Raw genomic sequence first — 24,280 nt, 5'->3', positions numbered from 1 at the left:
CGGCGCGGGCCTGTTCACGACGCCGCTCCAGCTCTTCCAGGATGTGTTGCAAGGTTTACTCCAACCGGGCTGTGAACGTCGCAAAGAAGAGATTTTGCGTGGTGTTGGGTTCCCGGCTCAAGGAAATTGAGGTTTCAACGAAGGCTTGCGAACTTGCATCTTGTGAAATAGCAAAGTTGCGAAATGGGAGAGAAGCTGTTCATCGGGCCGCGCCTGCGGCTGTTGCGCCAGGCCAAGGGCTGGAAGCTGGAGGCCTGCGCCGCGCAGCTGGGCCTGTCGGCCAGCTATCTGTCGCAGATCGAGGCCAACCAGCGGCCGGTCACCGCCCGGGTGCTGATCGACGTCATGCGGGTGTTCGAGGTGGACGCCGCCTCACTGGACGCCGCCGACGACCAGCGGCTGATCGCCGACCTGCGCGAGGCCACGGCCGACGCCCCCGTCGGCGGCGACGCGCCGGCCCTGTCGGAGATCAAGGCGGCGGTGGCCAACACGCCCAATCTCGCCAAGGCCTACCTGGACCTGCACCGCGCCTATCGCCGCCTCGACGAGCGGCTGAAGGCGACCGAGGAGGCGGTGTCGCTGGACGAACGCGGAGCGGCCAGCGCGCTGCTGCCCTATGAAGAGGTCCGCGACTTCTTCCACTACAAGAACAACTACATCCATAGCCTGGACGTCGCCGCCGAGGATCTGGCGGCGCAGATCGGCGGGGGCGGCGAACGGGCGCTGGAGGCCTATCTTGCCGATCGCCTGGGCGTGCGGGTCGTGCGCGGCGACGAGCCTGACCTGCTGCGCCACTGGGACGTGTCCTCGCGAACCGTGACCATCGGCGCGGCCCATCCCGAGGCGACGCGCAGCTTCCAGCTGGCCTACCAGATCGCCGCGCTCACCTTGTCCGACATCGTCGAGGCCGAACTGGCGGCGGCGGGCTTTCGCAGCGACAGCGCCGCCAAGGTCTGCCGCACGGGCCTCTTGAACTACGCCGCCGGGGCGCTCGTCCTGCCCTATGAGCGGTTCCGCGAGGCGGCGCGGGCGGTGCGGCACGACATCGAACGCTTGGCGCTGACTTTCCAGACCAGCCTGGAGCAGGTGTTCCACCGGTTGTCGACGCTGCAACGGCCGGGGGCGCGGGGCGTGCCGTTCTACTTCGTGCGGCTGGACCGGGCCGGCAACATCACCAAGCGCCACAGCGCCACGCGCCTGCAGTTCGCCCGCTTCGGCGGGGCTTGTCCGCTGTGGAACGTGCACGACGCCTTCGCCCGGCCCGACGCCTGGCTGGTGCAACTGGCGCAGATGCCTGACGCGGTGCGCTATGTCTGCATCGCCCGCGGGGTGGTCAAGCCGTCGGGCGCCTATCGCCAGGCCGAGCGGCGCTACGCCCTGGGTCTGGGCTGTGAGGCCCGCTACGCCGATCAGCTGGTCTATGCGGATGGACTTGATCTTGCGGGGCCATCGGCGCCGATCGGGGTCAGCTGCCGGATCTGCGAGCGGGACGACTGCTCCCAGCGCGCTTTCCCGCCGGTGGACCGGGCCTTCGAGGTGTTCGAGGACGACCGCCGCTGGGTGCCGTTCTCGCTGCGGGGGTAGGGGGGGTCCTCGTCCTTCGACAGGCTCAGGATGAGGACCATGGTCGGTGCAGTAGAAAACCTCACCCTGAGCTCGTCGAAGGGCGAGGTTTTCGCAACCGGGGCTTCTACGCCTCGATGTCGACGTCCTTGGTTTCCTTCAGGAACAGCATGCCGATGATCGCCGTCACGGCGGCCACGACGATCGGATACCAGAGGCCGTAGTAGATGTTGCCCGTCGCCGCGACCATGGCGAAGGCCGTGGTCGGCAGGAAGCCGCCGAACCAGCCGTTGCCGATGTGGTAGGGCAGGCTCATCGAGGTGTAGCGGATATTGGTCGGGAAGAGCTCGACCAGCATGGCCGCCACCGGGCCGTAGACCATGGTGACGTAGATCACCAGCAAGGTCAGGACGAAGATCACCAGCGGTTTGTTGATCTTGGCCGGGTCGGCCTTCTCGGGATAGCCGGCGGTCTTCAGGGCCTCGGCGAGCTTGCCCTCCCAGGCCTTCTTTTCGACGGCGAACTGCTCCTTGGAGAGGGTTTCGCCGCGGAACGAGGGCAGGGTGGTCTCGCCGATGCGGACCTCGGCGATCTCACCGGTCGCGATGGGCTGGTTCTCGTAGTTGACGCCGGCCTTGGCGAGATACGACTTGGCCAGGTCGCAGGAGGTGTTGAACACCGTCTTGCCGACGGGATCGAACTGGAACGAGCAGTCGGCCGGATCGGCGATGACCGTCACCGGGGCCGAGGCCGTGGCGGCGGCCAGTTGCGGGTTGGCCGCGGCGGTCAGGGTCTTGAACAGCGGGAAATAGGTGAGGGCGGCGAGCGCGCAGCCCAGCATGATGATCGGCTTGCGGCCGATCTTGTCCGACAGCCAGCCGCAGACCACGAAGAACGGCGTGCCGATCAGCAGGGCGACGGCCACCAGGGTGTTGGCCACGGCGCCGTCGACCTTGAGCATCTTTTCCAGGAAGAACAGGGCGTAGAACTGGCCGGTGTACCAGACCACGGCCTGGCCGGCGGTCAGGCCGACGAGGGCCAGGATCACGATCTTCAGGTTGCCCCAGCGGGCGAAGCTGTCCTTCAGCGGCTGCTTGGTGCCCTTGCCCTCGCTGACCATCTTCTGGAACGACGGGCTTTCCGACAGCTGCAGGCGGATCCACAGCGACACGCCCAGAAGGGCGATCGAGATCAGGAACGGAATGCGCCAGCCGAAGGCCTGGAAGGCGTCCTCGCCGACGGTCGAGCGGGTGGCCAGGATCACCACCAGGCTCAGGAACAGGCCGAAGGTCGCGGTGATCTGGATGAAGCTGGTGTAGAAGCCGCGCCGCCCGTGCGGAGCGTGCTCGGCGACATAGGTCGCCGCGCCGCCGTACTCGCCGCCCAGCGCCAGGCCCTGCAGCAGGCGCATCAAGACGAGCGCGATGGGGGCGGCGACGCCGATCTGCTCGTAGCTGGGCAGCAGGCCGACGACGAAGGTCGACAGGCCCATCAGCAGCATGGTGACGAGGAAGGTGTTCTTGCGGCCCCACAGGTCGCCCAGGCGTCCGAACACCAGCGCGCCGAACGGACGCACGGCGAAGCCGGCCGCGAAGGCGAGCAGGGCGAAGATGTAGCCCGTGGTCTCGTTCACGCCCGAGAAGAAGTGGTGGGTGATGTAGGTGGCCAGGGAGCCGTACAGGTAGAAGTCGTACCACTCGAAGACCGTGCCCACCGACGCCGCGCCGATGACCAAGGCGTCCTTGCGCTGAACGGTCTCTCCGTTCTTTGCGCCTGACGTCGCTACGGCGTCCGCCATACTCGTATCCTCCTCAAAGCGTCGCCGCTTTGCGCGGCTGATCGTTGCGGGGGATGATGGCAGGCGCCTCGCGACCTACGTAAAGGGGAACTTTCGTGGAACGCAGGGTTGCGAACGACGATTTTCGGGGATTGGGCCGGTCGATGCTGCCACCGGTGGCATGACGAGCCTGCCAGGAGGTCAGGCCAGGGCGTAGATCCAGGCTTCGATGCGACCTGCCTCGGTTTCGACCGTGACGCTTACCCTGCGGTAGCCGGCGCCCTCGAAGGCGTCGAGCCTGGCCCAGTGGGCTCCCAGGGCGTCGCTCTCCAGCACCTGCACCGCGATCGTCTCGCCGTCGGGATCGAGCACCAGGCCAGGAAAGCCGATGGCCGCGCCCCAGCCCTCGGCGACCAGGCGACCGCGCACGACGCCGGGGGTCCAGGTTCCACCCAGCGACGACAGGTGATGGTGGTTGGGGCGGCCGGGTGCGAGTGAGCCGTAGACCGCCAGACGTTGAAGGGGACGCTCGGCGTAGCGGCTGATCTCGATCAGGTTCCGGTCGGGATCGCGGAAGTAGACCGAGGTCATGGGGCCCAGCGCGCCGTTGCGGTCGACAGGGCCGAGCTCGACGGCGACGCCGCAGTCGGCGAGATGGGCGACCACCTCGGCCAGAGGTTGGCGGGTGGTCAGGCAGAAATCGCCAGCGCCGGCCACAGTGCGCGCCACCTTGGGCGTGAACGGAGCGTCGGCCGGGTGCAGGTTGATCTTCCAGCGGCCGAAGCGGACGGCCGTCGGCTTGCCGGGCGTCGTCACCCGCTCGGCGCCAAGCACGCGCTCGTAGAAGGCGGCGCTGGTCTCGACCGAGGCGACGGTCAGCACGAAGTGGTCAAGGCGGTCGATCTGGATCATCTTTGGGCCTCCGTCAGCCAGGCGCGCAGCAGGGCGGTCGTTTCCTCGGGGCGCTCCATGGCCGGCAGGTGGCCGCAGGCTTCGAAGACGTGCAGGTGCGAGCCGGGGATCGCCGCGTGGATCGCGCGGGACTCGGCCGGCGGCGTCAGCTGGTCGGAGTCGCCGACGGCCACCAGGGTCGGCATGCTGATCGACGGCAACAGCGGGCAGGAGTCGGGACGGCCCAGGATGGCGCGCTGCTGGCGCAGGAAGGCCGGGCCGCCGACGCGGGCGGCCATCGTCTTGACCTCGGCGCCCAGAGGCTCGTCCAAGCGCGAGGCGTGCAGCAGTTGCGGCAGCATCCGCTGGGTGACGCCCAGGAAGCGGCCGACCTCCAGGGCGGCCATGGCGCGGCGGCGGTTCTCGGCGCGGGCCGGCGTGTCGGGCGCGGCGCTGGTGGCGACCAGGGCGAGGCGCTCTACGCGCTGCGGCGCCTGGCGCAGGATCTCGAAGGCGACGTAGCCGCCCATGGACAGGCCGGCCAGGGCGAAGGTCGGCGGGGCGGCGGCCAGCGCGCGCTGGGCCATGGCCGCGACGCTGTCGTCCAGGGTCAGGTCGGCGATGATCGGATCGGCGAGGTCGGCGAGGTCCGCTGCCTGGTCTCGCCAGAGGCGGGCGTCGCAAAGCAGGCCGGGCAGGAAGACGATGGGCTGGTGGTCGGTCATGACGGGTCTTCCGAGGGAATGCGCAGGGCCAGGGCGACGCCCGCCAGGACGAGTATGGCGGTGAAGCCGGCGACCGCAGGCCAGGCGCCGTGTCGCCAGAACCAGCCGCCGGCCACGCCGGCCAGGCTCGAGCCGGCATAGTAGAACAGCAGATATAGCGCCGCCGACTGGCTCTTGGCGGGGCCCGCCAGCCGCCCGACCCAGCCGCTGGCCACCGCGTGGGCGATGAAGAAGCCGGTGGTGACCAGCGCGACGCCGGCGATGATGGAGGCCAGGCTGGCCGGCAACGTCAGGGCGATCCCCGCCAGGATGACGGCCAGGCCGATCAGCAGCAGCCGGCGACGGCCGTGGCGCTGCGCCAGCCGTCCGGCGGTCGACGAGGACCAGACCCCGAAGGCGTAGACCAGGAAGATCAAACCAACCTGGGTCTGGCTGAGGTGATAGGGCGCGCCCTCCAGCCGGAACTCGACGTAGTTGAACAGGGCCACGAACACGCCGGTCAAGCAGAAGCCCAGGCCGAACAGAGCGAGCAGGCCGGGGCGGCGCCAGGCCTGGCCCCATGTCCTCAGGCGGTCGGAGAGGCGCTCGGGCGCGGGGGCGCGCACGTGGCGGGGCCTGGGCAGCAGGGCGAAGAAGGCGAGGGCGGCGACCAGGTCGATGGCCCCGATGGCGGCCATGGCCATGCGCCAGTCGAAGGTCGCCAGCAGCAGGCCCATGCCCACGCGGCCGGCCATGCCGCCGAAGGCGGTGCCCGCGACGTACAGGCCCATGGCGGCGGCCAGGTCCGAGGCGTCGGTTTCCTCGGCCAGATAGGTCATGGCCACGGCCGGCACGCCGCCCAGCAGCAGGCCCTCGGCGGCGCGGGCGACCAGCAGCAGCGGCCAGGTCGGGGCCAGGGCGGCGGCGAGGTTGCAGGCGGCCGCCAGCACCATGGAGCCGAACATCAGCGTCTTGAGGTTCAGCCGCTGGGCCGCGCCGCCGGCCATCAGGATGGCGATGGCCAGGGTGGCGGTGCTCAGCGACAGGGCCATGGCGCTCTGGGCCGGCGACAGGTCGAAGGTCCGCGCGAAGGTCGGCAGCAGGGGCTGCACGCAATAGAGCAGGCTGAAGGTCGAGAAGCCGCCGAGGAACAGCGCCAGCGACATTCGGCGCAGGCGCACCGTGTCCCTGGCGGGCGAGGCGGCGGTGATGGCGGCGGCGGTCATGGCGGTGATCTAGAACTCCGCCTTCCAACAGTCCAATATATGGCGATCGGAATTTCGATAGCTTTTGGAGATGATGTGGAACTGCGTCACATCCGCTACTTCCTGGCGGTCGCCGAGGAGGGGCATTTCACGCGGGCGGCGGCGAAGGTCGGCATCGGCCAGCCGCCGCTGAGCCAGCAGATCAAGGATCTGGAGGCCGAGCTGGGCGTAACCCTGTTCCGGCGTCTGCCGACCGGGGCCGAACTGACCGAGGCGGGCAGGGCGTTCCAGGCCGCCGTCCGCAACATGCCCGATCAGGCCAAGGCGGCGGCTGTGCAGGCGCAGAAGGCGGCGCGGGGCGAGAGCGGTTCGCTGCGCCTGGGCTTCACCGGCTCGGCCGTGCTCAATCGCGCGGTGCAGGCCTCGGTGCGCACCTATCGCCGGCGCTATCCGGACGTCGAGCTGTCACTTAGCGAGACCAACAGCACCCATCTGGCGGCCGAGGTGGCGCAGGGGGCGCTGGATGCGGCCTTCCTGCGGCCGGGAGCCGTCGATCTTACCGGCCTGCGGGTGCACGACCTCGACGGCGAGGAGATGGTGGCGGTGCTGCCGGCTTCGCATCCGGCGGCGGGCGGCGAGGCGGTCGACCTCCACGACCTGCGGGCCGAGGCCTTCATCCTGACGCCGCGCGGGCTTGGTCCCACGGTCTTCGACGCCGCGGTCGAGGCCTGCCGGCGCGCCGGCTTCGAGCCGACCCTGGGCCAGCCGGCGCCGCAGATGCTGTCGCTGGTGGCGCTGGTGGCGGCCGAGCTCGGGGTGTCGATCGTGCCGGTCTCGATGGCGCGGCTGGCGCTGGACGGGGTGGTCTTCCGGCCCATCGCCGGCGGAACGCCGATCGCGCAACTCAGCCTGGTGACTGGGAAAACGCCGTCACCCGCCCTGCAAAACTTTGTCAGGATCGCGCTCGGTTACGAGGGTTGATTTGTAATATCAATACGAAGATATTCCGCGCCGAAACCCTGGCCGGGCCTTCATCGTGGCCGGGAATGACAGAACGGGAGCATTCGCCATGTCGGGACATCTTCGGAAGCTGGGCCTGGGACTCATCGCCGGCCTGATGGCCTCCACCGCCGCCGCCGCGGCAGAACCGAAGACCTATCTCGGCGTCGACATCTCCTACGCCAACGAGATGGACGACTGCGGCGCGGTCTATCGCTCGGGCGACAAGACCGTCGAGCAGTACCAGTTCTTCAAGGACGCCGGCTCGAACATCGCCCGCATCCGCCTGTGGAACGACCCCAAGTGGACGAACTATTCCAACATCGCCGACGTCACCAAGAGCATCAAGCGCGCCAAGGCCGCCGGTCTGCAGGTGCTGCTCGACTTCCACTATTCGGACGACTGGGCCGACGGTGATAAGCAACTGGCCCCCAAGGCCTGGGAGAAGCTGTCGACGCCCGAGCAGGCCAAGGCCCTCTACGCCTTCACCTACGACACCCTGACCAAGCTGGACGCCCAGGGCCTGATGCCCGACCTAGTGCAGGTGGGCAACGAGACCAACGGCGAGATCGTCTCGACCCTGGCCAAGGCCAAGGATCCGATCAACTGGGAGCGCAACGCGCTGCTGTTCAACGCCGGCATCAAGGCCGTGCGCGACGCCGGCGCCAAGGGCTCGAAGAACCCGCGGGTGATGCTGCACATCGCCCAGCCCGACACCGTCGAGGACTGGTTCGCAGCCGCGGCCAAGGCCGGGGTCACCGACTACGACATGATCGGCATCAGCTACTACAGCAAGTGGTCCAAGCGCTCGATGGCGCAGCTGGGCGAGTCCATCAACCGCCTGCGCCACACCTATTCGGCAGACGTGGTGGTGGTCGAGACGTCCTATCCCTTCACCACGGAAGGCGCCGACAGCTCGCCCAACCTGCTGGGCGAGGATTCCCTGATCGCCGGCTATCCGGCGACGCAGGCGGGCCAGAAGAAGTATCTGATCGACCTGACCCAGCTGGTCTTCGCCAGCGGCGGCACGGGCGTCTTCTACTGGGAGCCGGCCTGGGTCTCGACCAAGTGCAAGACGCGCTGGGGTACGGGCTCGAACTGGGAAAACTCGACCCTGTTCGACTTCAAGGGCCAGCCGGTCGAGGGGATCAAGTGGCTGTCGACCACCTACGCCATGCCGGTCGAGACGACCTTCAAGGTGGCGGCGGGCGACAAGGCCTCGGCCTTCATCGACGGCGATTTCCTGGGCGGAGCCGGGCCGCGCCCGATGGTCCGCGAGGGCGCCGACTTCGTCTATCGCACGCGCCTGATGCCGGGGGCCTCGGTGACGGTGGCGACCGCTCCGACCGCCGACGCGGTGGGCTCTGCTTCGGCCGTCGCCGCGACCATTTCCGCCAAGCCCAGCGCCGTGCGGTTGCCCGCTCAGCCCTGACGACTTGTCAGATGTGATTGATATGATAAATACCACTGGCGCGCCGGTCCGCAGAGCCGGCGCGCCAGCGCCCGTCAGAGGCGCGGCTCTCCTTTCGGCGCGGACCGTCGCGCCCCACTGATCCGGCCGTTTGACGCCGGTCCTCTCCACAAAACCAGAAGACAGCCACGCCCGCAGAAGGCGTCGCGTCCGAATTGGGGGAACTAGATGACCCGACAATCCATGCTGCTCGCCGCCGCCAGCGGTCTGAGCCTGCTCGCCGTTTCGTCCGCCGCCTGGGCGCAGGACGCCGCTCCCGCTTCCGACACCCAGGTCGAGGAAGTCGTCGTCACCGGCGTGCGCAAGAGCCTGCGCGACGCCCTGGGCGTGAAGCAAGGCTCCGACAAGGTGGTCGAGGCGATCTCGGCCAAGGACATCGGCCAGCTGCCCGACGTGACGATCGCCGAGTCGATCGCCCGCCTGCCTGGCGTGAACGCCACCCGCGACCGCGGCAATGACAGCCAGGCCGTGGTCCGCGGCCTGGGCGCCCGCCTCGTGCTGGGCACCATCAACAACCGTGAAGTCGCCTCGTCCGAGCCCGATCGCAACGTCCGCTGGGAAGTCTATCCCTCGGAAGTCGTCCAGGGCGTGCAGGTCTACAAGTCGCAGTCGGCCGACCTGATCGCCGGCGGCGTCGCGGCCACCATCAACATCCAGACGATCGACCCGCTGGACTACCGCGGTCCGTCGGTCGTGCTGCGCGCCGGCCCCGTCTACTACGACGGCGGCAAGGACATCCCGGACTACGGCCAGACCGGCTATCGCGCCAGCGGCTCGTTCGTGCACAAGTTCAACGACGACCTGGCCATGGTGCTGGGCCTGACCTCGCAGAAGCAGAAGAACGGCTACGTGTCGTTCCAAGGCTGGGGCTGGAACGACTCCAACATCCGCACCCCCGTCGGCGCCAGCGACTTCAGCGGCGACCTGAACGGCGACGGCAAGACCGACGCCACCCCGTGGGGCCTGCAACTCGAGGTCAAGAAGCTCGAGCAGAAGCGTGACGGCGTCTCGACCGGCCTGCAGTGGAAGCCGACCGACAACTTCGAACTGAAGTTCGACGCGCTCTACTCGAACATCAAGATCCGCGAAGACCAGGACCAGGCCGTCTATGCCCGCAACCGCGGCAACTGGGACAACGGCAACTGGGGCGACTACAACGGCGCCGGCGCGTCCTACACGCTGGTGAACAACACCGTCGTCGCCGCGACCCTGCCGTTCGGCTCGATCACCTCGATCCTGGCCCGCTACACCGAAGACAAGACCCTGTTCGCCACCGGCCTGAACGGCAAGTGGACCAAGGACCTGTGGACCGTCGCCGGCGACATCTCGTACTCGAAGGCCGAGCGCGAGAACAACTGGCGCGCCGTCCGCATGGACAGCTGGCCCTCGTCGCTGAGCTATGACGTCCGCGCCGGCGCCAAGCCGTTCGTGACCGCTTCGCAGGATCCGATCTCGCTGGCCCAGACGGTCCAGAGCGGCTCGGCCGGCAACAACGGCGGCCAGAACGACGGCCTGGAGCACCTGAACGACGAACTCGTCGCCGGCGCCCTGGACTTCACCCGCGACCTGAGCGGCACGTTCAAGAGCCTGCAGTTCGGCTTCCGCGTGTCGGATCGCACCAAGGACCACAGCCAAGGCCAGTGGTTCGTCTGCGCGAACCCGTCGAACCTGAGCAACATCTACGACGCCAGCCTGCAGGACGAGTGGGGCAACTGCCTGCAGTCGACCACCGTGCCGGCCAGCCTGCTGAGCTCGTACAACATCGGCGGCTTCAACGTTCCGGGCGTCATCACCGGCGACCTGGACGCCGTCGCCCGCGCGATCTACGGCGACAACGCCTTCAACTACGCCAACGCTCGCGACAACCTGGCCCAGCGCTGGAAGGTCAACGAGAAGGTCGGCGAGGCCTACGCCAAGCTGAACTTCGCCGCCGACAGCTTCGCCGGTTCGTGGCTGACGGGTAACGTCGGCGTGCGCGTGGTCACCACCAAGACCAGCAGCGACGGCTACCGCCAGAACGCCGGCGCCAGCACCTTCAGCGCGGTGACGGTCGACAACGACTACACCGACGTCCTGCCGTCGGCGAACGCCAAGTTCGACTTCGGCGAAGGCAAGGTGGTGCGCGTGGGCCTGGCCCAGGTCGTGGCCCGTCCGCCGCTGGACGAACTGCGCGCCAGCAAGACCCTCAGCACCTGGGCTCCTTACACGGGCTCGGGCGGCAACCCGGACCTGAAGCCCTTCAAGGCCGTCCAGTTCGACCTGTCGGGCGAGTGGTACTTCCGTCCGGAAGCCCTGGTGGCCCTGGCCTACTACTATAAGGACGTCGACACCTACATCGGCTGGACCCAGACGCCCGAGACCTACAACGGCACCACCTATGCGGTGGCGACCCCGGTCAACGGCGGCGGCGGTTACATCCAGGGCGTCGAGGCGACCTTCCAGACGCCGTTCTTCTTCCTGCCGTCGGGCCTGGACAAGTTCGGCATCTACTCGAACTACGCTTATGTCGACTCCGACCTGAACGAGATGACGCCGTCGACCAAGCCGCTGTCGCTGACCGGCCTGGCCAAGCACACCGCCACGGTCGACCTCTGGTACTCCAACGGTCCGATCGAAGCCCGCCTGGGTTACAAGTACCACAGCCCGATGACCGTGATTTACGGCTGGAACGGCTCGGAACTGCAGACCCTGGGCACTGAAAAGACCCTGGACTTCAGCACCTCGTACCAGATCAACGACATGGTCGGCGTGCGCTTCCAGGCCAACAACCTGACCAACCGCGCCATGCGCACCTACCGCGACGGCGACGAGAACCGTCTGGGCCGCTACGACATCTATGGTCGTCGCTTCCTGATGGACGTCACGGTGAAGTTCTAAGACGCTCAGAGGCCTTGCGTGGACCTCGCCCTTCGACAAGCTCAGGGTGAGGTCCATTGCATCGCTTCGGCATTCGAAATCCTCGTCCCGAGCTCGTCGAAGGATCGGGATTTCGCACTCTTTCCAGGACGTCACTCCTCCCCGACGATCCTTTGCTAGGGGAGGGAGCCTCGTCGCTTCCTCCCCTTTCTTTTGCTTATGAGAGGTCCCCGATGGTCGAGTTCAGCCGCCGGCAAGCCCTGGCCGCCACTGCTGGCGTCGCCGCTTTCGCCGCCGCGTCTTCCGCCCGCGCCGCCAAGCCCGCCGCCGCACCCGCCAGGAAGGCGGCCCCGGTCGTCGTCGATCTTGGCCCGCGCGAGCGCACCAGCCTGGACTTCGACTGGAAGTTCCACCTCGGCCACGCCCACGATCCGGCTCGCGACTTCGGCTATGGCGCCAACCAGCGCACCTACGCCAAGGCCGGCGCCGACGCGCCCAACTGGTGGGTGGCCGCCGCCGCCCAGAAGGACTTCGACGACAGCGCCTGGACCCCGGTGACCGTGCCGCACGACTGGGCCGTCACCCTGCCGTTCGAGAACAATCCCGACTACAAGCCCAGCGGCAAGCCTGACGACGAGGACCTGCGCGCCGCCCACGGCTACAAGGCCATCGGCCGCGAGTTCCCCCAGAACAGCATCGGCTGGTACCGCAAGAAGTTCACCCTGCCGGCCGTCGAGACCGGCACGCGCCTGTCGATCGAGTTCGACGGCGTGATGCGCGACGCCGTGGTGATGGTGAACGGCTACGTCCTCGAGAGCGAGGAAAGCGGCTACGCCAGCTTCCGCGTCGACATCACCGACATCGCCAATGTCGGCGGTGAGAACCTGATCACCGTCCGCGTCGACGCCAGCCTGGGCGAAGGCTGGTTCTACGAAGGCGCGGGCATCTATCGCCATGTCTGGCTGGTCAAGACCGCCCCGGTGCACGTGCCCCAGTGGGGCGTCTTCGTGAAGGCCAAGGTCGACGGCACGCTGGAGATCGAGACCGACCTGATCAACGAGGGCGACGAGGCCGTAGAGTTCAGCCTGGTCCACACGGTGCTGGACGGGGCGGGCAAGCCGGCCCTGGCCGTGGCGCCGGCCGCCGGCCGCCTTCCGGGCTGGCAGCGCCAGTCGCTGTCGCAGACCGTGACCCTGGCCAATCCGGTGCTGTGGTCGCTGGAGAACCCGCACCTCTACACTCTGGTCACCGAAGTGAAGCTGGGCGACGCGGTGGTCGACCGCTACGCCACCCCCTTCGGCGTGCGCTCGGTGCGCTTCGACCCGAAGGAGGGCCTGTTCCTCAACGACAAGCACGTCAAGCTGCAGGGGACCTGCAACCACCAGGACCACGCCGGCGTCGGCGCGGGCATTCCTGACGCCCTTCAGACCTGGCGGATCGAGCAGCTGCAGTCGATGGGCTGCAACGCCTATCGCGCCTCGCACAACCCGGCCACGCCCGAGCTGATGGACGCCTGCGATCGCCTGGGCATGCTGTTCATCGCCGAGACCCGGCGCATGTCCAGCGACCCGACCTCGCTGGACGAGATGGAGCGGCTGATCCGCCGTGACCGCAACCACCCCTGCATCATCCTGTGGTCGATCGGCAACGAGGAGCCCCAGCAGGGCACGGCGCGCGGCCGCAAGGTGGCCAAGACCATGAAGCGTCTGGTCAACCGCCTCGACCCGACCCGCGGCGTCACGGCGGCCATGGACTCGGGCTTCGGCGACGGCATCACCGCCGAGCTCGACGTCATCGGCTTCAACTATCGCCACGAGAAGATGGACGACTTCCACGCCCGCTTCCCGAACCTTCCGATCATCGGCAGCGAGAGCGGCAGCACTGTCACGACGCGCGGCGAGTACCTGCGCAGCGACGCCAAGAGCTACGTCCCCGCCTACGACACCGACCACCCCTGGTGGGCGACCACGGCCGAGAAGTGGTGGAGCCACGCGGCCGACCGTCCGTGGATGGCCGGCGGCTTCATCTGGACCGGCTTCGACTATCGCGGCGAGCCGACGCCCTTCAACCGCTGGCCCAGCATCAGCTCGCACTTCGGCGCGCTCGACACCTGCGGTTTCCCGAAGGACAACTATTACTACTACCGCGCCTGGTGGCGGAAGGAGCCGCTGCTGCACCTCTTCCCGCACTGGAACTGGGAAGGCCAGGAAGGCAAGCCGGTTCCGGTCTGGGTTCACAGCAACTGCGACAAGGTCGAGCTGTTCCTGAATGGCAAGAGCCAGGGCGTGCGCGAGGTGAAGGCCAATCACCACGTCGAATGGTCGGTCCCCTACGCGCCGGGCGTGATCGAGGCCCACGGCTACAAGGACGGCAAGGTGATCCTGCGCCAGCGCCGCGAGACGGCCGGTCCCGCCGCCGCCGTGCGCCTGACCACCGACCGTTCCACGCTCGCCGCTGACGGCCAGGACGTCGGCATCCTCAAGGTCGAGGTGGTCGACGCCAAGGGCCGCGTCGTGCCGAAGGCCGAGGACCTGGTCAGCTTCGCGGTGACCGGCCCGGGCGAGGTGATCGGCGTCGGCAACGGCAACCCGACCAGCCACGAGAGCGACGTCGCCAGCCAGCGCAAGGTCTTCAACGGCCTGGCCCAGGTGATCGTCCGCACCAAGCGCGGCCAGGCCGGCGAAGTGCGGGTGCTGGCCTCGGCTCCCGGCCTGAAGCCGGCCTCGCTGGCGCTTAAGGCGGGCTGAGGCGAGAACGAAACCCTCGCCCTTCGACGGGCTCAGGGGGAGGATTTCTACTGCAAGGCCTGCAATCTGGTCCTCATCCTGAGCTTGTCGAAGGACGAGGACCACGCGCGGGCAACTCAGGCCGGTAAGGCGCAAGATCCTTGCGCGAGGCGCGGAATTAGGGGTGGACGCTGGGCGCTAGCGCGGCAGTATCCACCCCTTCTTTCGCAAGCTTCGCCAGGATCGCCCATGCGCCGCCCGACCAAACTGCTGCTCGTTTCGCTGCTGGCCCTGGCGGCGGCGAGCCCGATGGCCGGCGTCGCCGCCGTACGCGAGGCGCCCCAGGCGCTGTTCACCGGCCGCGACCTGTTTGGCCTGGAAGTTGCGTCCGACCCGCAGATCCGTCCCGACGGCGACCTGATCGCCTATGTCCGGGCCTCCAACGACATCATGGTCGATCGCGCCGTGCGCTCGATCTGGCTGGTCGACACCAAGACCGGCGCCCAGACGCCGCTGGTGGCGGGGCAGGGCTCTGCGATGTCGCCCCGCTGGTCGCCCGACGGCCAGAGGCTGGCCTATGTGCAGGTGACGCCCGACGCCGGCGCCCAGCTCTATGTGCAATGGGTCGCCACCGGCCGCACCGCGCGCCTGGCCACCCTGGTCGAGGCCCCCAGCGACCTGACCTGGTCGCCCGACGGCAAGACCATCGCCTTCACCATGCTGACCGCCGACGAGGGCGCCAAGCTCGGTTCGGCCCCGGACGGCAAGCCCGAGCACGCCAAGTGGGCCCCGCCGCTGACCGTCGAGACCCGCGTCACCTTCCGCGGCGACGGCGAGGGGACGCTGAAGACCGGCTTCTCCAAGATCTACACCGTGTCGGCCGAGGGCGGCGCGCCGCGCCAGCTGACCTTCGGCAAGTTCGACGACCGGGGCCCGCTGTCCTTCACCAAGGACGGCCGCTATCTGCTGTTCTCGGCCAACCGCGCCGAGGGCTGGGAGCGCAATCCCGCCGAGGCGGAGATCTGGCGCCTGACCCTGGCCGACGGCTCGCTGAAGGCCCTGACCACCCGCGTCGGCCCCGACGCAAATCCGGTGGTCTCGCCCGACGGCCGCCAGGTGGCCTATGTCGGCTATGACGACGCCCGGCGCCGGGGCTACGAGAACACCCGCCTCTATGTGATGGACATCGACGGCGGGAACAGCCGCGTGCTGACCGGCGACCTCGACCGCTCGATCGACAACCCGGTCTGGTCGGCCGACGGTCGCAGCCTTTACGTTTCCTATGACGAGAACGGCTCGGTTCGCGTCGCCCGGGCGGACCTGTCGGGCAAGGTCGAGACGGTGGTCGCCGGCTTGACCGGCGCAGGCCTCGATCGTCCCTACAGCGGCGGCGCGTTCAGCGTGGCCAGGGACGGGACAGTGGCCTTCACCCAAGGCTCTACCAGCCGTCCGTCCGATATCGCCATCGCCCGCAAGGGCGGCGAGGCCAAGCGCCTGACAGCCCTCAACGCCGACCTTCTGGGTTCCAAGACCTTGGGCAAGGTCGAGCCGCTGCCGGTGAAATCGTCCTTCGACGGCAAGGACATCGGCGCCTGGATCGTCACTCCGCCCAACTTCGATCCGGCCAAGAAGTATCCGTTGATCCTCGAGATCCACGGCGGGCCGTTCTCGGCCTATGGCCCCAGCTTCTCGACCGACAACCAGCTCTATGCGGCGGCCGGCTATGTGGTGGTCTACGCCAACCCGCGCGGCTCGACGTCGTACGGCGAGGCCTTCGCCAACGAGATCGACCGCAACTATCCCAGCCACGACTACGACGACCTGATGAGCGCGGTCGACGCGGCCGTCGCCAAGGGCTTCGTCGACAGCGACCGGCTCTATGTGACCGGCGGCTCGGGCGGCGGCGCCCTGACGGCGTGGATCGTCGGCAAGACCAACCGCTTCGCCGCGGCCGCCACCCAGAAGCCGGTGATCAACTGGTCGAGCCAGGTGCTGACCACGGATGCGTACAGCTTCATGGCCTCGTACTGGTTCGGAAAGATGCCGTGGGAGGACCCGCAAGGCTACTGGGCGCGCTCGCCGCTGTCGCTGGTCGGCAACGTCAAGACCCCGACCCTCGTGGTGGTCGGCGACCAGGACCTGCGCACGCCGGTGGCCGAGTCCGAGCAGTATTACCAGGCCCTGCAGCTGCGCGGCGTGCCCACGGCCCTGGTCAAGGTGCCCGGCGCCAGCCACGGCGGCCTGGCCGTGCGGCCCTCGCAATCGGCGGCCAAGGCTTCGGCGATCCTGGCCTGGTTCGAGAAGTTCCAGTCGCCGCCGAAGTAATGATCCTCCCCCTGAAGGGGGAGGTGGCCCGGAGGGCCGGAGGGGGAAGTTCCTGGTGAAGTTGAAGCGGCCGCAGATGGCGGCGTTCACTTCCCCCTCAGTCGCTTCGCGACAGCTCCCCCTTCAGGGGGAGCATCTTGCGCCCCAAAGAAAAAGCGGCGGGGCCTTTCGACCCCGCCGCCTGATCTTGCTCTAGACCCGAAGGCTTAGAACTTGGCCTTCACCGCCACGTAGAAGCGACGGCCGAGCACGTCGTAGGTCGACGGATCGGTGTTGGCCTGCACGTACGAGGTGAAGTACGGCGGCTGCTTGTCGGTCAGGTTCGTGACGCCGCCCCGGATCGAGTAGGTGTCGTTGATCTGCCAGCTGCCGTTCAGATCGAAGTAGTCGACGGCGTCGATCTTCTCCGAGGAGTCGGCCGCGTCGACCATCTTGCCGATGTGGCGCCAGCGCACGCCGACGTCCACCGGACCCACGACCCAGCTGGTCGAGGCCGCGAACTTCCACTCGGGGTGGGAGACGGCCACCGAGCTGATCGAGGTGTTGCCGATCGTGCCCTTCAGCTCCTGGAATTCCTCGCCGGCCAGGCTCTGGACCTTGAAGCTGTCGAGGTAGTTGCCCACCACGTTGAACTTCAGCATGCCGTACTTGTCGTCGAGGCCGACCGCGCCCAGGCCGAAGGCCCAGTCCGCCTGGAAGTCGACGCCGGTGGTCTTGTAGCGGGCCAGGTTCAGGTTGGTCAGGGTGAGGGTGTCGATCTCGCCCGTCGAGCTGTTGCGCGAGAACAGGCTGCAATAATAGGCGCTGTTGGCGTCGCCGTTGTAGCACTTGTCCAGCACGGTCGAGGCGTCGATGGTGCCGATCGCGTCCTTGATGTCGATCGAATAGTAGTCGACCGACAGCGACAGGCGTTCGAACAGCGGGTTGTCGAAGCGCGGCGACCAGACGAAGCCGACATTGTAGGTGTTGGCGGTTTCTTCCTTCAGGTCCGGGTTGCCGCCGGTCAGGGCGTTCACCTGGCTGTTGGCGTAGGTGTAGCTGTCGATGATCGCCGACGGCACGCCTTGCGACAGGCAGAGCGTGCGGACGTTGGCGGCGCTGGCGCCGGTCCGGTAGCTGCTGTTGTAGGCGCAGGGGTCTTCGCTGATCGACGGGTAGTCCTGGTTCTGCGGCGAGTAGAGTTCGCCGATCGACGGGGCGCGGACGGCGCGCTGGTAGCCGCCGCGGATGCGGAAGCCGTCGACGACCTCCCAGTCGCCGTCGACCTTGTAGGCGCCGACGGTGCCGATGGTCTGGTAGTCCGACATCCGGTAGCCGGCGTCGAGGTTCAGCGACTTGATGAACGGCAGGTCCTTAAGGACCGGCACCAGGATTTCGCCGTACAGTTCATAGACGTCGGTCGAGGCGTCGATGGCGTCGGCGGCGTTGAAGCCGACCACGTCGCCGGTCGAGAGCAGGCTGTCGGGCACGTACTGGAAGCTGTCGAACTTGTAGTCCGCGCCCCAGGCGCCGCGCACTTCACCGGCCGGCAGGTTGAACAGGCCGCCCTGGAAGTTCAGTTCGACCATGCGCTGTTCGGCGGCCGTCCAGTTCTTGGTCGTGCGCGAGATGTACGAGCGGCACGAATCCGACAGGGCGTTGTTGCCGAACGGGTCATAGCCGCCGGTGCAGATGCTGGCGCCGCCGTCGGCCGCGTCGAGCAGGGTCTGCACGGCCGAGTGGCTGACGTTGCCCGACTGGGTTTCGTTCTGCTCCGAACGGCCGAACGAGGCGTAGAGGTCGTAGGTCCAGTCCTTGAAGCCGGTCGCGCCGCGGACGCCGCCGGCCAGCTGGAAGACGTTGAAGGTGGTTTCCGAGATCCGCGAGCCGACGTCGGTGAAGCGCTTGCGCAGCAGGAAGTCGGCCGTCGGGTCGGCGCGGCTGGCCAGGATGGTCGACAGGTCGGTCGGGATGAAGGGGTTGGTGACCGGCACCGAGAAGCCCGTCGAACCGGCGGCCGGCGACGGGGCCAGGATGGTGCGCGAGTCGTAGTGGGTGAAGTTGAACGAGCCGTAGACCTCGGCGTGCTCGTTGACCTCGTACTCGGTGGCCGCATAGGCCGAGTAGCGGGTCAGCGGCAGCTGCAGCAGGTTCAGGGCGCCGGTGTTGTAGGTGCCGTTCACCGGGATCGTCGAATAGTCGATCGCGTCCGAGCCGGTGTAGTTGACACCGTTGTAGAACAGCGTGCCGTCGTCGTTGAAGCCGAGGTTGGCCGAGCGGCCGACCGAGCCGGCGGCGTAGCCGTACTTGGCGAACACGGCGTCGATGGCGGCCTGGCTGGGCAGGTTCGTGCCGGTGGCGTCATAGCGGCCGTACGGGGTGGTCGACGAGGCGCCGGAGACCTTCGCGAAGTCGCGGGCGGCGTTGTAGACCTCGCCGCGCTGCGAGTAGCTGACCGAGAACACGGCGTGGCCCTTGTCCTCGGCGTACTTGCCGCCGGCGGTCAGGCTCAGCGAGCTTTCCTTGCCGTCGCCCTGCTCGGTGACGCCGTACTGGGCGTCCATCTGCAGGCCGGTGAAGTTCTTGTTGAGCTTGAAGTTCACCACGCCCGACAGGGCGTCCGAGCCGTAGGTCGCCGAGGCGCCGCCCGAGATCACCTCGATGTTCTGGATCAGGGCCGAGGGGATGATGTTGACGTCGACGGTGCCGTCCGAGTTCGACGGAACCACGCGGTGGCCGTCGATCAGCACCATCGTGCGCTGCGTCCCCAGGCCGCGCAGGTCGATGTTGGCCTGGCCGCCGTTCGACGGGTTGTTCGAGGTCGACGACACGGCCGGCACGAACTGCGGCATCTGGTTGAGCAGGGTGTCGACCGTGACCGAACCGGTCTTCTCGATCGCTTCCTGGCCCATGGTCACGATCGGGCTGTTGGAGACGTAGTCGCGGCGCGCGATGCGCGAGCCGGTGACCACCACTTCTTCGACGGCGGAGGCGTCGTCGGTCGTCTGGGCCTGCGCCAGCATCGGCGCGGTCGTCATGGCGATGACGAGCGCGGAAGCGCCCAGCAGATAGGTATTTCTAGCCATTCATAGTCCCCAGTATTCGCCAAGGCTTCGCGGCCAAGGCCATGGTGGCGGAATAAAATTTCGCCGTGGGGCAGGGATGGGCGGGGTTTGTTTCGCGATTGTGAGGTGAAAGTTCTGTAACGTTCGGGTGAATTACCAGAACGTCGGAATGTGGTTTGTCGCCAATCGTATACCGCAGGCTTTCGGTCAGATCGGATATCTGTCGGAAACCTATGGCGTGATCTTTGAAGCAAACCGCCGTTTTGTGTTGTGCTTGACGCAAACTGGCCGCGTGGCCCGGCAGCCACACCCCGTGTTCGTCTTTCGCCATGGCGGCGCAGGCGCCCAAACTGTAGTCTTTCGACCATGTCCGATGCTTCCGCCCGCCTTCGCCCTGCCTTGGAATGGCGTGCGCCCGGGCGCGCCGCGCCGATCGAGCGCTGGGCCCCCACCGAGGTCGCCGTGGGGCTGTCCTTCGACGGTCGGCCGCACACCGTGCTGATGGCGACGCCGCGCGACGTGGCCGACCTGGCTCGGGGCTTCACCATCACCGAAGGCGTCGCTGCGCCCGAGGAGATCGCCTCCGTCGCGGTCCGCGAGGAAGAGCTTGGCCTGCTGGTCGATGTGCGCCTCGTCGAGGGGGCGGCCCGTAGGAAGGCCAGGCCGCGCAAGCTTGAGGGGCGGTCGAGCTGCGGTCTGTGCGGCGTGCAGCGCCTGGCCGACGCGGTGCGGCCCCTGCCGCCGGCGGCCGCCGGCATTTCTATCGCCCATGCGGCGGTGCCGGCCGCCCTGGCCGATCTCGAGGCTGTCCAGGCCCTAGGGCGCAGCACCCGCGCCACGCACGCGGCCGCCTTCTGCGATGTCGACGGCCGGGTTCGGCTGCTGGCCGAGGACGTCGGTCGTCACAACGCCCTGGACAAGCTGGCCGGGGCCATGGCCCGCGAGGGCCGCGACGCCGGGGGCGGTTTCGTTCTGGTCACCAGCCGCTGCTCGTTCGAGATGGTCGAGAAGGCCGTGCGCATGGGCGCCGGCATGATCGTGGCGGTGTCGGCGCCGACCGACCTGGCCGTGCGCCGGGCCGAGGAGGCGGGCCTGACCCTGGTCGCCCTGGCCCGGCCCGACGGCCACATGGTGTTTTCCCGTCCCGACCGGCTGGTCGAGGCGGCGCTGGAGGTTGCGTGATGGCGGATGATTCCAATCCGGTCGGGGGCAAGATCCCGGGCGTGAAGCCCTATGACGCGCCGGCCGGCGGCTGGGGCGCGCTGAAGGCCGTGGCCGGCGCCCTGGCCGACCAGGAGACCATCGTCGAGGGCGGCAAGACCCTGATGCGGGCCAACCAGCCCGAGGGCTTCGACTGCCCCGGCTGCGCCTGGCCCGATCCCAAGCACACCTCGTCGTTCGAGTTCTGCGAGAACGGCGCCAAGGCCGTGGCCTGGGAGGCGACGGCCAAGCGCGCCACGCCCGAGGTGTTCGCCGCCCACACCGTCAGCGAGATGCTTACCTGGAGCGACCACGCCATCGAGGACCTGGGGCGCCTGACCCACCCCATGGCCTATGACGCCAAGAGCGACCGCTACCTGCCCATCGACTGGAGCGAGGCCTTCGCCCGCACCGGCGCGGCGATCCAGGCGCTGGAGAGCCCGCACCAGGCCGAGTTCTACGCCTCGGGCCGGGCCAGCAACGAGGCGGCCTTCCTGTTCCAGTTGCTGGGCCGCAAGGTCGGCACCAACAATTTCCCCGACTGCTCGAACATGTGCCACGAGCCGACCAGCGTCGGCCTGCCGGACTCGATCGGCATGGGCAAGGGCTCGGTCAGCCTGGAGGACTTCGACCACGCCGACCTGATCCTGTGCTTCGGCCACAACCCGGGCACCAACCACCCGCGGATGATGGCGACCCTGCGTGAAGCCTCGCGCAGAGGCGCGACGATCATGGCCTTCAACCCGCTGGTCGAGCGGGCGCTGGAGCGGTTCGCCTCGCCGCAGGATCCGGTCGAGATGGCGACCCTGTCGTCGACCCCGATCGCCTCGCGCTATTATCAGGTGAATGTCGGCGGCGACGCAGCCGTGGTGCAGGGGCTGATGAAGGCCGTCCTGGCCTTCGACCGCGCCGCGCGGGGCGCCGACGAGCCGGCCGTCCTCGACGACGACTTCATCGCCGAACACACGGCGGGCTTCGATGACCTGGCGGCGCATCTCGACGCGCTGTCCTGGGACGAGATCGTCGGCGTCGGCGGCCTGTCGCGGGCCGAGATCGAGGAGGCCGCCGCCATCTACGCCCGGTCCAGCGCCGCGATCCTGTGCTACGGCATGGGCCTGACCCAGCATCGCAACTCGTCCAGCACGGTGCAGCAGCTGGTGAACCTGCTGCTGCTGCGCGGCAACATCGGTCGGGCGGGGGCGGGGATCTGTCCGCTGCGGGGCCACTCCAACGTCCAGGGCGACCGCACGGTCGGCATCTGGGAGAAGCCGTCGGCGGCCCTGCTCGACTCCCTGGCCAAGGTGTTCGGCTTTACCCCGCCGCGCGAGCATGGCCACACTGTCGTCGAGGCCATCGAGGCCATGGGCGCCGGCGAGACCAAGGTGTTCGTCGGCCTGGGCGGCAATTTCGCCGTCGCCGCGCCCGATCCCGTGCGCACCCATGCGGCCATGCGGATGGTCGATTTCGCGGCCCACATCGCCACCAAGCCCAACCGCACCCACCTGCTGGTCGGCCGCGAGGCGCTGCTGCTGCCCTGTCTGGGGCGTACGGAAATGGACCTGCAGGGCGGGGTGCGCCAGTCGGTGACCGTCGAGGACTCGATGTCGATGGTCCACGCCTCGCGCGGCCTCAACCCTCCCGCCTCCGAGCACCTGATGTCCGAGCCGGCCATCGTCGCCGGCATCGCCCGCGCGGCCCTGGGCGCCGATGACGCCACCGATTGGGAGGGGCTGACGGCTGACTACGACCGGATCCGCGACCTGATCGAGCAGGTCTTCCCGACCCAGTTCACCGACTACAACGCGCGCGTCCGCCAGCCGGGCGGCTTCCGCCTGCCGGTGCCGCCGGCCGAGCGCAAGTGGACCACGCCGTCGGGCAAGGCCAACTTCCTGCCGCACACGGGGCTGGACGATCCGCGCCGGGGCGACGCCTCGGTGATGTTGCTGACCACCCTGCGCAGCCACGACCAATACAACACCACCATCTATGGCGAGAACGACCGCTATCGGGGGGTCTTCGGCCGGCGCGACGTGGTCTTCGTCAATCCGGAAGACCTGGCGGCGCTGGGCGTGGCGGAGGGCCAACGCATCGACCTGGCGGCCGCCTTCGATGAAACCGGTGCGCGAGTCGTGCGTGGCTTCACGGCCGTGGCGCGAAAAATTCCGCGTGGGTGCGTGGCCGCATACTATCCGGAAACCAATGCTCTAGTAGCACTTGAGGATCACGACCGGCGTAGTGGTACGCCGGCCTACAAGTCGGCGCCTGTGCGGTTAACCCTGCACGGCGGTTGACGGAGGGCCGCTGATCCACGCCCGGCGTAGTCCGCAAGGACGGGGAGCAGGGTGCTGGACACGGGATTGCAGGCGCGGGTCATCGAGGTCGCCGACCTCAACGCCGCCGAGCGCGCGCGCTGGAACGCCCTGCGCGCCGCCGAGCCGGTGCTGGGCGGTCCGTACTTTGATCTCCGCTATGTCGAGGCGGCCGCGGCCTGCGCGCCCGGCTCGCGGGTCGCCGTGCTGGAGCGCGGCGGCCGCATCGTCGGCTTCCTGCCTTTCCAACGGCGTGGCTCGTCGATCCAGCCGCTCGGCGCACCGATGAGCGACTTCCACGGCCTGATTGCCGAGCCCGACCTCTGCTTGCCCGCCGTCCTGGCCCTGCTGGGCGTCGAGCGCATGCGGGTCAGCGGCCTGATCTCGCCCGTACCCTTGCCTGAGCTTTCGGTGCGCTACGCCATGGCCGCCGACCTGTCGGGCGGTTTCGAGGCCTACCAGGCGACACGCAGCTCGACTTTCCTGAAGGACAAGCGCCGCCGCGCCCGCGCCCTGGAGCGCGACCACGGCCAGATGGTCTTCACCTTCGAGCGGCCGGCGCTGGACCTGCTGGCCTGGCTGGTCGCCCAGAAGCGGGCCCAGATCCGTCGCACCCACCAGCACGACATCTTCGCCTGCGGCTGGACCATCGATCTCCTCAACCGCCTGGCCGAAAGCGACGCGCCCGACTTTGGCCTGCGCCTGGCCGTGCTGCGCGCCGGCGGGACGATCGTGGCGGCCGAGCTTGGCCTGACCGCCGGCGACCGCCATCACCTGTGGTTCCCGATCTACGACCCCGCCTTCGCGCGCTATTCGCCGGGCGCGCTGATGACGCTGGAGACCTTGCGGGTCGCGGCCGCGCGGGGGATCGCCCGCGTCGACTTCGGGCCCAGCGAGGAAGCCTACAAGGAAGACTTCGCCGTGCCGATGGAGCCGGTGCTCGAGGGCGCGGTGGCCATGCGGCCGTCACTGATGGCCCACCTGCGCGGCGCGCCCGGCGCCGACCGCATCGACGAGGTCGGCAAGCGGCTGGCCCGCCGTCTCGACCGCATCGCCGCCTGCGAGCCCGGCCTGATCGGCCAGGTCAAGGGCGGCGCCAGCTTCGTCACCGGCCTTGGCCGGCGTCACCCGGCCGTCGGCGCGGGGATCGGCGTCGGCATCGGCCTTGGCTTGAGTCTCGGCCTGCTGGCCGACTGAGGGAGATGCAAGG

14 protein-coding genes are annotated in these 24,280 nt (G+C 68.4%); 9 read left to right on the top strand and 5 right to left on the bottom strand.

Going from position 1 to position 24,280, the window contains the following annotated elements; translation table 11 throughout:
• Nucleotides 1-183 precede the first annotated feature (183 nt).
• The gene (locus ACODR1_RS20705) at nt 184-1,584 is read left to right on the top strand and encodes a helix-turn-helix domain-containing protein (RefSeq protein WP_488882122.1); all 1,401 of its coding nucleotides are present in this window, start codon (nt 184-186) and stop codon (nt 1,582-1,584) included.
• A gap of 106 nt (nt 1,585-1,690) precedes the next feature.
• On the opposite strand, the gene ACODR1_RS20700 is transcribed toward ACODR1_RS20705, so the two are convergent.
• The 4 genes from ACODR1_RS20700 to ACODR1_RS20685 all read right to left on the bottom strand — a co-directional run bounded on the left by ACODR1_RS20700 (nt 1,691) and on the right by ACODR1_RS20685 (nt 6,161).
• Nucleotides 1,691-3,361: an MFS transporter gene (locus ACODR1_RS20700; RefSeq protein WP_488882121.1), complete on the bottom strand. Its 1,671-nt coding sequence runs from the start codon at nt 3,359-3,361 to the stop codon at nt 1,691-1,693.
• Between the two features lie 180 nt (nt 3,362-3,541).
• Nucleotides 3,542-4,252, bottom strand: a complete 711-nt coding sequence (locus tag ACODR1_RS20695; RefSeq protein ID WP_488882120.1) for a gamma-glutamylcyclotransferase — start codon at nt 4,250-4,252, stop codon at nt 3,542-3,544.
• Nucleotides 4,249-4,956 (bottom strand): alpha/beta fold hydrolase, encoded by a 708-nt coding sequence (locus ACODR1_RS20690; protein ID WP_488882119.1) that lies wholly within the window; start codon nt 4,954-4,956, stop codon nt 4,249-4,251. The genes ACODR1_RS20695 and ACODR1_RS20690 overlap by 4 nt, the downstream gene beginning before the upstream one ends.
• On the bottom strand, nt 4,953-6,161 hold the full coding sequence (locus ACODR1_RS20685) for an MFS transporter (RefSeq protein ID WP_488882118.1): 1,209 nt from the start codon (nt 6,159-6,161) through the stop codon (nt 4,953-4,955). The genes ACODR1_RS20690 and ACODR1_RS20685 overlap by 4 nt, the downstream gene beginning before the upstream one ends.
• A gap of 75 nt (nt 6,162-6,236) precedes the next feature.
• On the opposite strand from ACODR1_RS20685, the gene ACODR1_RS20680 reads away from it, so the two are divergent.
• The 5 genes from ACODR1_RS20680 to ACODR1_RS20660 all read left to right on the top strand — a co-directional run bounded on the left by ACODR1_RS20680 (nt 6,237) and on the right by ACODR1_RS20660 (nt 16,517).
• The gene (locus ACODR1_RS20680; RefSeq protein WP_488882117.1) at nt 6,237-7,121 is read left to right on the top strand and encodes a LysR family transcriptional regulator; all 885 of its coding nucleotides are present in this window, start codon (nt 6,237-6,239) and stop codon (nt 7,119-7,121) included.
• Nucleotides 7,122-7,209: 88 nt separating this feature from the next.
• A complete protein-coding gene (locus tag ACODR1_RS20675; RefSeq protein WP_488882116.1) occupies nt 7,210-8,571 on the top strand; it encodes a glycoside hydrolase family 53 protein in 1,362 nt (453 codons plus the stop codon).
• A gap of 207 nt (nt 8,572-8,778) precedes the next feature.
• Nucleotides 8,779-11,487: a TonB-dependent receptor gene (locus ACODR1_RS20670; protein ID WP_488882115.1), complete on the top strand. Its 2,709-nt coding sequence runs from the start codon at nt 8,779-8,781 to the stop codon at nt 11,485-11,487.
• Between the two features lie 212 nt (nt 11,488-11,699).
• Nucleotides 11,700-14,213 carry a beta-galactosidase GalA gene (galA, locus tag ACODR1_RS20665; protein ID WP_488882114.1) on the top strand — a complete coding sequence of 838 codons (2,514 nt, stop codon included), beginning with the start codon at nt 11,700-11,702 and terminating at the stop codon, nt 14,211-14,213.
• A gap of 228 nt (nt 14,214-14,441) precedes the next feature.
• Nucleotides 14,442-16,517, top strand: a complete 2,076-nt coding sequence (locus tag ACODR1_RS20660; protein ID WP_488882113.1) for a S9 family peptidase — start codon at nt 14,442-14,444, stop codon at nt 16,515-16,517.
• A gap of 206 nt (nt 16,518-16,723) precedes the next feature.
• On the opposite strand, the gene ACODR1_RS20655 is transcribed toward ACODR1_RS20660, so the two are convergent.
• The gene (locus tag ACODR1_RS20655) at nt 16,724-19,582 is read right to left on the bottom strand and encodes a TonB-dependent receptor domain-containing protein (RefSeq protein WP_488882112.1); all 2,859 of its coding nucleotides are present in this window, start codon (nt 19,580-19,582) and stop codon (nt 16,724-16,726) included.
• Between the two features lie 345 nt (nt 19,583-19,927).
• Between ACODR1_RS20655 and fdhD the strand changes: the two genes are divergently transcribed.
• The 3 genes from fdhD to ACODR1_RS20640 are packed head-to-tail and all read left to right on the top strand — an operon-like array spanning nt 19,928 to nt 24,267.
• A complete protein-coding gene (gene fdhD, locus ACODR1_RS20650; protein ID WP_488882111.1) occupies nt 19,928-20,743 on the top strand; it encodes a formate dehydrogenase accessory sulfurtransferase FdhD in 816 nt (271 codons plus the stop codon).
• Nucleotides 20,743-23,052, top strand: coding sequence for an FdhF/YdeP family oxidoreductase (locus tag ACODR1_RS20645; protein ID WP_488882110.1), 2,310 nt, complete (start codon nt 20,743-20,745; stop codon nt 23,050-23,052). Before fdhD ends, ACODR1_RS20645 begins: the two co-directional genes overlap by 1 nt.
• A 51-nt stretch (nt 23,053-23,103) precedes the next feature.
• The gene (locus ACODR1_RS20640) at nt 23,104-24,267 is read left to right on the top strand and encodes a GNAT family N-acetyltransferase (RefSeq protein ID WP_488882109.1); all 1,164 of its coding nucleotides are present in this window, start codon (nt 23,104-23,106) and stop codon (nt 24,265-24,267) included.
• The last annotated feature ends 13 nt before the right edge of the window (nt 24,268-24,280 follow it).

The sequence above is a fragment of the Caulobacter sp. FG7 genome, from assembly GCF_057808875.1.
This window is presented reverse-complemented; position numbering and strand designations above follow the sequence as displayed.

Bases quoted from the DNA above. Each gene is read 5' to 3' on its own strand.
- ACODR1_RS20705 (WP_488882122.1), top strand. From the start codon at position 184: ATGGGAGAGAAGCTGTTCATCGGGCCGCGCCTGCGGCTGTTGCGCCAG.
- ACODR1_RS20700 (WP_488882121.1), bottom strand. From the start codon at position 3,361: ATGGCGGACGCCGTAGCGACGTCAGGCGCAAAGAACGGAGAGACCGTT.
- ACODR1_RS20695 (WP_488882120.1), bottom strand. From the start codon at position 4,252: ATGATCCAGATCGACCGCCTTGACCACTTCGTGCTGACCGTCGCCTCG.
- ACODR1_RS20690 (WP_488882119.1), bottom strand. From the start codon at position 4,956: ATGACCGACCACCAGCCCATCGTCTTCCTGCCCGGCCTGCTTTGCGAC.
- ACODR1_RS20685 (WP_488882118.1), bottom strand. From the start codon at position 6,161: ATGACCGCCGCCGCCATCACCGCCGCCTCGCCCGCCAGGGACACGGTG.
- ACODR1_RS20675 (WP_488882116.1), top strand. From the start codon at position 7,210: ATGTCGGGACATCTTCGGAAGCTGGGCCTGGGACTCATCGCCGGCCTG.
- ACODR1_RS20670 (WP_488882115.1), top strand. From the start codon at position 8,779: ATGACCCGACAATCCATGCTGCTCGCCGCCGCCAGCGGTCTGAGCCTG.
- galA (WP_488882114.1), top strand. From the start codon at position 11,700: ATGGTCGAGTTCAGCCGCCGGCAAGCCCTGGCCGCCACTGCTGGCGTC.
- ACODR1_RS20660 (WP_488882113.1), top strand. From the start codon at position 14,442: ATGCGCCGCCCGACCAAACTGCTGCTCGTTTCGCTGCTGGCCCTGGCG.
- ACODR1_RS20655 (WP_488882112.1), bottom strand. From the start codon at position 19,582: ATGGCTAGAAATACCTATCTGCTGGGCGCTTCCGCGCTCGTCATCGCC.
- fdhD (WP_488882111.1), top strand. From the start codon at position 19,928: ATGTCCGATGCTTCCGCCCGCCTTCGCCCTGCCTTGGAATGGCGTGCG.
- ACODR1_RS20645 (WP_488882110.1), top strand. From the start codon at position 20,743: ATGGCGGATGATTCCAATCCGGTCGGGGGCAAGATCCCGGGCGTGAAG.